Origin of the sequence: Arenibaculum sp. (assembly GCF_035998295.1) — a bacterium.
Classification (GTDB): Bacteria; Pseudomonadota; Alphaproteobacteria; order Azospirillales; family Azospirillaceae; genus DASYHS01.
Map to the genome: position 1 here is coordinate 1 of NZ_DASYHS010000242.1, position 7,337 is coordinate 7,337.

8 protein-coding genes are annotated in these 7,337 nt (G+C 69.5%); 6 read left to right on the plus strand and 2 right to left on the minus strand.

The window, feature by feature from the left end:
- Together tyrS and VGO20_RS23055 are read right to left on the minus strand one after the other, a co-directional pair.
- Positions 1 to 1,008: tyrosine--tRNA ligase (gene tyrS / locus VGO20_RS23050; RefSeq protein WP_327504741.1), on the minus strand; the 1,008-nt coding region annotated here is incomplete at its 3' end.
- A gap of 90 nt (positions 1,009 to 1,098) precedes the next feature.
- Positions 1,099 to 1,761, minus strand: coding sequence for an alpha/beta hydrolase (locus VGO20_RS23055; RefSeq protein WP_414639885.1), 663 nt, complete (start codon positions 1,759 to 1,761; stop codon positions 1,099 to 1,101).
- Between the two features lie 319 nt (positions 1,762 to 2,080).
- On the opposite strand from VGO20_RS23055, the gene VGO20_RS23060 reads away from it, so the two are divergent.
- From VGO20_RS23060 to mnmA, 6 genes are all read left to right on the plus strand, one after another.
- Complete coding sequence (locus tag VGO20_RS23060) at positions 2,081 to 3,184, plus strand: cysteine desulfurase family protein (protein ID WP_327504743.1); 1,104 nt, start codon at positions 2,081 to 2,083, stop codon at positions 3,182 to 3,184.
- Positions 3,181 to 4,353 (plus strand): cysteine desulfurase family protein, encoded by a 1,173-nt coding sequence (locus VGO20_RS23065; protein WP_327504744.1) that lies wholly within the window; start codon positions 3,181 to 3,183, stop codon positions 4,351 to 4,353. Before VGO20_RS23060 ends, VGO20_RS23065 begins: the two co-directional genes overlap by 4 nt.
- Before the next feature lie 146 nt (positions 4,354 to 4,499).
- Positions 4,500 to 4,832 (plus strand): ferredoxin family 2Fe-2S iron-sulfur cluster binding protein, encoded by a 333-nt coding sequence (locus VGO20_RS23070; protein ID WP_327504745.1) that lies wholly within the window; start codon positions 4,500 to 4,502, stop codon positions 4,830 to 4,832.
- A 4-nt stretch (positions 4,833 to 4,836) separates the two neighbouring features.
- Positions 4,837 to 5,520: a thiaminase II gene (tenA, locus tag VGO20_RS23075; protein ID WP_327504746.1), complete on the plus strand. Its 684-nt coding sequence runs from the start codon at positions 4,837 to 4,839 to the stop codon at positions 5,518 to 5,520.
- 140 nt (positions 5,521 to 5,660) lie between these two features.
- Positions 5,661 to 5,918 carry a hypothetical protein gene (locus tag VGO20_RS23080; protein ID WP_327504747.1) on the plus strand — a complete coding sequence of 86 codons (258 nt, stop codon included), beginning with the start codon at positions 5,661 to 5,663 and terminating at the stop codon, positions 5,916 to 5,918.
- Between the two features lie 95 nt (positions 5,919 to 6,013).
- Positions 6,014 to 7,174 carry a tRNA 2-thiouridine(34) synthase MnmA gene (gene mnmA / locus VGO20_RS23085; protein ID WP_327504748.1) on the plus strand — a complete coding sequence of 387 codons (1,161 nt, stop codon included), beginning with the start codon at positions 6,014 to 6,016 and terminating at the stop codon, positions 7,172 to 7,174.
- Positions 7,175 to 7,337 lie beyond the last annotated feature (163 nt).

Here is a 7,337-nt window from a genome sequence, read left to right on the forward strand (position 1 = left end):
GCTGGGGAGCCCTTCGGCGGCGGCCCCTTCCTCGAAGGTTCGCCGGGCGGTTTCGGCGGCGTGCTCCGCGGCTTCGGCGCCATGGGCCAGGCGGGTCGCCTCGAAGGCGAGGACCTTCTTCGCCTCGTTGATCTCGGCGCCCTGCAGTGCCTCCAGGCGCCGGATCTCGTCGAGAGGCAATTCGGTGAACAGGCGCAGGAAGCGGCCGATGTCGGCGTCCTCGGTGTTTCGCCAGAACTGCCAGTAGTCATAGGGAGGCAGCCGGTCGGCGTTGAGCCAGACGGCCCCGGCCGCCGTCTTGCCCATCTTGGCGCCCGACGCCGTGGTGATCAGCGGCGTGGTCAGCCCGAACAGCTCCTTCTGATCGATCCGGCGCGTCAGCTCGATGCCGTTGATGATGTTGCCCCACTGATCGGACCCGCCCATCTGCAGCCGGCAGCCGAGGCGGCGGGACAGCTCCAGGAAATCGTACGCCTGGAGGATCATGTAGTTGAATTCGAGGAAGGTCAGCGGCTGCTCGCGGTCGAGGCGCAGTTTGACGCTCTCGAAGCCCAGCATGCGGTTGATCGTGAAGTGGCGGCCGATGTCGCGCAGCATAGGGACGTAGCGCAGCTCGTCCAGCCAGTCGGCGTTGTCGGCCATCAGGGCGCGCCCGTCCTCGAAGTCGAGGAACTGGCCGAACACCTTTCTTATACCGGCGATGTTGCGCGCTATCTGCTCATCCGTCAGGAGCTGGCGGCTCTCGTCCCGCCCCGACGGATCGCCGACCTTCGTCGTGCCGCCGCCCATCAGGACGATGGGGCGGTGCCCCGTCTTCTGCAGCCAGCGCAGCATCATGATCTGCACCAGACTGCCGACGTGGAGGCTGTCCGAGGTCGCGTCGAAGCCGATATAGGCCGTGATCCGGTCCGTTGCGGCAAGCGCGTCCAGCCCGCCCAGGTCGGTCACCTGATGGATGAAGCCGCGTTCCTGGAGGATGCGGAGGAAGTCCGAACGAGGCGTGCTCATCTCGATGTGAATCCGGATTGGGTCGAAGCGAGCCCGTTCGGCGTGAACGGGAAGCCGCCCCTGTTTCGTGGTTTTCGGATCGGGCCCGGATCACTCCGCGACGGCGGCGATTCTCGGGCCGAGGACCTTGTCGAGATAGTCGTCGATGTGCTTGTCGAGGTCCTGCACATTGTTCGAGAAGGAATGGTTGGCCCCCTCGACGATACGGTAGTCGATCCGGATGTCCTTCTGGTTCGACAACTTGCCGACCAACTTGGCGACGGATGCCTCGGGCACGTACTCGTCGCTGCTGCCGTGGACGATCATGCCCGACGCGGGGCAGGGAGCGAGGAAGCTGAAGTCGAACACGTTGGCCGGAGGAGCGATGGAGATGAAGCCGTCGATCTCGGGCCGGCGCATCAGCAACTGCATGCCGATCCATGCCCCGAACGAGAAGCCGGCGATCCAGCAGCTCGCCGCGTTCGGGTTGAACGTCTGGATCCAGTCCAGTGCCGACGCCGCGTCGGACAGCTCGCCCTCCCCGCGGTCATAGGTGCCCTGGCTGCGCCCGACGCCCCGGAAGTTGAACCGCAGCGTCGAGAAGCCCCGGCGCGTGAAGGCGTGGAAGAGCGTGTAGACGACCTTGTTGTTCATCGTCCCGCCCTGATGGGGGTGGGGATGGAGGAACAACGCGACGGGAGCATGCGGCTGCTTGCTGTGGTTGTAGCGCCCTTCGAGCCGTCCAGCCGGCCCGTTGATGATCACTTCAGGCATCGCGGTGTTGGTCCTGGTCCAGGGGTGGCGTCGGCAAGGGGAGAACGGTCCAGCCGCCCGACAGGCGGGCGGCACGGCCGCTTCCGGCTCCGCGACTAGGTTTCATGCCCGAACATGTTCGATTCCCGCCGTTCCAATCCTTGACCATGCTGATAGGACACCATATATCGCTTTCACTACATGTGCGGGCGATGGATCGCCTTCTTGCAACTTTCGCGCGACAATTACGCCGGCCCCGGCCAAGACCGCGGAATATACCACAGCGGGCGACGGAGTGTTCAAGCATCTTCCTCGTCCGGATGGGAACGGACCCGGCCGCATGAAGCGGAACTATCTCGACTACAACGCGACCGCGCCGCTGCGTCCGGCGGTGCGCGAGGCCATGGTCCGGGCGCTGGATCTCCTCGGCAATCCCTCCTCGGTCCATGCCGACGGCCGGGCGGCCAGGCGCGCGGTCGAGGATGCCCGCGCGGAGGTCGCCGCCCTGGTGGGAGCCATGCCTGCCCAGGTGGTGTTCACGGGCGGCGGGACGGAGGCGAACAACCAAGCCCTCGCTTCGGCCGGCGGGCGCTCGGTCCTCGTCTCCGCGATCGAGCACGACAGCGTGTTGGAGGCGGTCCCGTCCGCGCGCCGCATACCCGTCGAGCCTTCCGGAGTGGTCGACCTGGCTGCGCTCGACCGGATGCTGGCGGACGCCCGCGGACCGTCCCTGCTGTCGCTGATGCTCGTCAACAACGAGACGGGGGTGATCCAGCCGGTCGCCGAGGCGGCACGCATCGCGAGAAGCCGCGGCGCCCTCGTCCATTGCGACGCCGTCCAGGCCGCCGGCCGCCTGGCCATCGATCTGAATGGTCTGGGCGCCGACATGCTGAGCCTGTCGGCCCACAAGATCGGGGGCCCCAAGGGGGTTGGCGCGCTGGTCCTGCGCGACGGCGTCGTCTGCCCGCCGCTGCTGCGCGGCGGCGGACAGGAGCAGCGGCGCCGGGCCGGAACCGAGAACGTGCCGGGCATCGTCGGGTTCGGGCGGGCCGCGCGCGACGTGCTCGCCGGCTTCGGCGACGTGGCGCGCATCGACGGGTTGCGCCGTTCCATGGAGGAGCGCATCCGCGCGGTGGCGCCCGATGCGCCGATCCATGGCGGGGCGGCCCCGCGCGTCGCCAACACGTCCTGCATCGGCATGCCGGGCGTGCCGGCGGAGATCCAGGTCATGGCCTTCGACCTCGCGGGCATTGCGGTCAGCGCAGGGTCGGCCTGCTCCAGCGGGAAGGTCAAGCCGAGCCATGTGCTGACCGCGATGGGGCTCGCGCAGGCCGATGCCGCCTCGGCCGTCCGGGTCAGCCTGGGCCGGGACACCGTCGCCGAGGAGATCGACCGCTTCGTCGAGGCCTGGACCACGCTCCATCGTCGCAGGCGGGCGGCATGAGCGCCGACGCGCCCGGGATCGTCTATCTCGACAACCACGCCACCACGGCGCTCGACCCGCGGGTGGCCGAGCGCATGCTGCCCTGGCTGCTCGATCGGGCCGGCAACCCCCACGCACGCCATGCGGCCGGCTGGCGCGCGGCCGAGGCGGTCGAGGCCGCGCGCGCGGAGGTCGCCGGCCTGATCGGCGCCAATCCGGCGGAACTGGTCTTCACCTCCGGGGCGACGGAGGCGAACAACCTCGCCGTGAAGGGCGTGGCGCGGGCGGCCAGATCCCGCGGGCGGGACCGCATCGTCACCGCGGCGACCGAGCATCCGAGCGTGCTCGCCTGCTGCCGCCGGCTGCATGCCGAAGGGTTCCGGCTCGACGTGCTGCCGGTGCGATCCGACGGCAGGCTCGACCCGGAACTGCTACGCCGCGCGCTCGCGCCGGAGACGGCGCTGGTCTCCGTCATGGCCGCCAACCACGAGATCGGGACGCTCCAGCCGCTGCAAGAGATCGGGCGCCTGGCGGTTACCCACGGCGTGCCGGTCCATACCGACGCCGCGCAGGCGGCCGGGAAGGTGCCGCTCGACGTCTCGGCGCTCGGCCTGCACCTCGTGACCTTGACCGCGCACAAGATGCATGGACCGGCCGGGATCGGCGCGCTCTGGGTGTCGCGGTCGGTGGAGATCGAACCGCTGTGCGACGGCGGTGGACAGGAGCGCGGCCTGCGCCCGGGCACGGTGCCCGTGGCGCTCGCGGTCGGATTCGGCGCGGCGGCGGCGCTGGCGCGCGAGTCGCTGGAGAGGGAGGCCTTGCGGGTGGCCGGCCTGCGCGACCGACTGTTCGAAGCGCTGTCGTCCTCGGTCGACGGGCTGCTGGTCAACGGGAGCATGGACCACCGGCTGCCGGGCAACCTCAGCGTCCGCATTCCCGGGGTGGATGCCAGCGAACTGGTCGAGGCGGTGCCGGAACTGGCGATCGCGACCGGGGCGGCCTGCGCCACGGGCCGGCACGAGCCGTCGCACGTGCTGCTGGCGCTCGGCCTCGACGCGCGGGGGGCGGGATCGTCCCTGCGCTTTGGGCTCGGGCGCTTCACCACCGAGGCGGACGTGGACCGGGCGGCGTCGCTGCTGTCCGGGGCCGTGGCCCGGCTGCGGCGGCCGCCCCGCGCCAGGGCCGGGTGAGCGGAGCAACGAATGGTGGACCGGCGCGACGGACTTGCACCGAGCGACGTTGCATCGCGGCCGTGTTGTCTGTATGACGCGCCGGGAGTTCGACCGTCCGGCCGCCGGGCGGAACCAAGGGAAGACGAGGCACGGAGAGCTGGCTGATGCCGAAGATGACGTTTATCGAACAGGACGGGACCCGTCGGGACGTCGAAGCGCCGATCGGCCTCTCGGTCCTGGAGATCGCGCACCGCAACGACGTCGATCTCGAGGGTGCCTGCGAAGGGTCGCTCGCCTGCTCGACGTGCCACGTGGTCGTCGAACCCGAATGGTACGACGTGCTGACCGACGCGTCGGAGGACGAGGAGGACATGCTCGACCTCGCCTTCGGGTTGACCAAGACCTCCCGCCTGGGCTGCCAGATCATCATGACCGAGGAGCTGGACGGGCTGACGGTCCGCCTTCCGGCGGGCTCGCGCAACATGATGGGCGGCTGACCTCGTGACGGCTGGGCTCGTGACTGGCGGGCTGTTCGGGCGGCTGCGCGAAGCCCGCATCGACGAGTGGCACGCCTATACCCGTCATGCCTTCGTCCGCGGATTGTCCGACGGCAGTCTGCCGGAGGCCTGCTTCCGGCATTATCTCGTGCAGGACTACCTGTTCCTGATCCATTTCGCGCGGGCCTATGCGCTCGCCGTGTACAAGAGCGATTCCCTCGACGACATGCGCCAGGCGGCGGGCGTGATGTCGGCCCTGCTCGACCAGGAGATGCGCCTCCACGTCGACTACTGCGGAGGGTGGGGGATGGACGAGGCGACCATGGCGGCCACGCCCGAGGCGCCCGCCACGCTCGCCTATACCCGGTTCGTGCTCGAGCGCGGAATGAGCGGCGACCTGCTCGACCTGCATGTGGCGCTTGCGCCCTGCGTGGTCGGCTATGCGGAGATCGCCGCCGAGCTGGTCGCCGATCCCCGCACGCGGCTCGACGGCAATCCTTATCGCGCCTGGATCGAGATGTATGCGGGCGACGAGTACCGGAGCGTCGCGGCGGCCGAGGTCGCCCAGCTCGACCGCCTGTACGCGGCCCGCGGCGGCGAGGCACGCTTCACCGGCCTGGTCCGCACCTTTTCCGCCGCGACCCGTCTAGAGGCGGGCTTCTGGCAGATGGGCCTGGACATCGCCTGACGCGATCGCGTCCCTCGGCCGCTGCGCGCATCCCCGAAGAGGTTCCACCATGTAATCGTCCGGATCTATTCCCGGGCGGGAACCGGGACGTCATTCCGACTGTTGGCTTCCCGAACGACGTCACTGCAAGAGGAATCGACATGCGTAAGCTCGGACTGGGGATTGTCTCCCTCGCAACTCTCGGCCTGCTCGCCGCCTGCGGAAGCACCGACACGACGCGTGCGGCGACCGGCGCGGGTGCCGGCGCGATCGGCGGCGCGGTGGTCGGCGGCCCGATCGGCGCGGTGCTCGGCGGGGCCGGTGGGGCCGCGGCCGGCGTCGCGATGGACGAGGGGCTCACCACCGAGGATCTCGGCCTGGGCACCGAGGAAGAGATCATCGAGGAAGACGTCGAGTGATGTTTTCCGGCCCCGTCGCGCAGGCGGGGCCGGCCTCGAATGCGCCGGTTGCGTCCCTGGTTGCGTCCCCGGGGGCATAGCCTATATTGGCGGCCATGAACTCCCTCGGTTTTTCCAAGGCCGCGCACGAAACGCGCGTCGTCGTCGCGATGTCGGGCGGCGTTGATTCCTCCGTCACCGCGGCTTTGCTGCAGGAAGAGGGATACGACGTCGTCGGCATCACGCTGCAGCTGTACGACCATGGCCTGGCCGTCGGCCGGAAAGGTGCGTGCTGCGCCGGCCAGGATATCTACGACGCCCGTCAGGTCGCCGACCGGCTGGGCTTTCCCCATTACGTCCTCGATTACGAGAGCCGCTTCGGGCAGAACGTCATCGACGACTTCGCAGACAGCTACCTGCGCGGCGAGACGCCCATCCCGTGCGTGCGCTGCAACCAGACCGTCAAGTTCCGCGACCTGCTGGCGACCGCGCGCGACCTAGGCGCGGACTGTCTCGCGACGGGGCATTACGTGCGGCGGGTCGTGGGGCCGAGCGGGCCGGAACTGCACCGCGCCGTCGACCCCGCGCGCGACCAAAGCTATTTCCTGTTCGCGACGACTGGCGAGCAGCTGGATTTCCTTCGCTTTCCGCTCGGCGGCATGCCGAAGCCGGAAACCCGCCGCCACGCCGAGCGGTTCGGGCTCCCGGTTGCCGACAAGCCGGACAGCCAGGACATCTGCTTCGTGCCGGGCGGGCGCTATGCCGACATCGTCCGGCGCCTGAGGCCGGGCGCGGTCGACCCGGGGGAGATCGTCCATGTCGACGGCCGGGTGCTGGGCCGGCACGACGGGATCGTCGACTTCACGATCGGCCAGCGCAAGGGGCTGGGGATCGGCGGGTTGAAGGGGGACGGCGGCGAGCCGCTCTACGTCGTCCGGATCGATCCCGCGACGTTGCAGGTCGTGGTCGGCCCGCGCAGCGCCCTGGCGCGCACGCGCGTCATCGTGCGCGAGATGAACTGGCTCGGCGCCGTGCCCGCGCAGGGCGTCGGGGCGGAGGTGAAGCTGCGCTCCGCCCAGCCGGCGGTGCGCGCGACGGTCAGGGCGACGGCGAACGGCGGTGCCGTCGCCGAGTTGGACGAGCCGCAATACGGGGTGGCGCCCGGCCAGGCCTGCGTTGTCTACCAGGGTGACAGGGTGTTGGGCGGCGGCTGGATCGAGCGGGCGGAACAGGCCGCCGGCGATGCGACAGGGCAACGAGTTCAGGTTAAGGGTTGAGGCGACAGATTCCCCGTAGGCTGGAAGTGTGATTCCTTGGGAGGCGGTCCCTTCAGAGGAAAGCCGCCATGTCCGGTGAGATCGAAGACGCCTTCCAACGCTCGCGGCTGCGCAGCCTGCTTGAGCACTTTGCCGCGATCGAGGACCCACGCGAGCCGCCGAA

Excerpts from the sequence above, each read along its gene's own strand:
- VGO20_RS23060 (WP_327504743.1), top strand. The coding sequence starts at position 2,081 with ATGAAGCGGAACTATCTCGACTACAACGCGACCGCGCCGCTGCGTCCG.
- VGO20_RS23070 (WP_327504745.1), top strand. The coding sequence starts at position 4,500 with ATGCCGAAGATGACGTTTATCGAACAGGACGGGACCCGTCGGGACGTC.
- VGO20_RS23065 (WP_327504744.1), top strand. The coding sequence starts at position 3,181 with ATGAGCGCCGACGCGCCCGGGATCGTCTATCTCGACAACCACGCCACC.
- VGO20_RS23080 (WP_327504747.1), top strand. The coding sequence starts at position 5,661 with ATGCGTAAGCTCGGACTGGGGATTGTCTCCCTCGCAACTCTCGGCCTG.
- VGO20_RS23055 (WP_414639885.1), bottom strand. The coding sequence starts at position 1,761 with ATGCCTGAAGTGATCATCAACGGGCCGGCTGGACGGCTCGAAGGGCGC.
- mnmA (WP_327504748.1), top strand. The coding sequence starts at position 6,014 with ATGAACTCCCTCGGTTTTTCCAAGGCCGCGCACGAAACGCGCGTCGTC.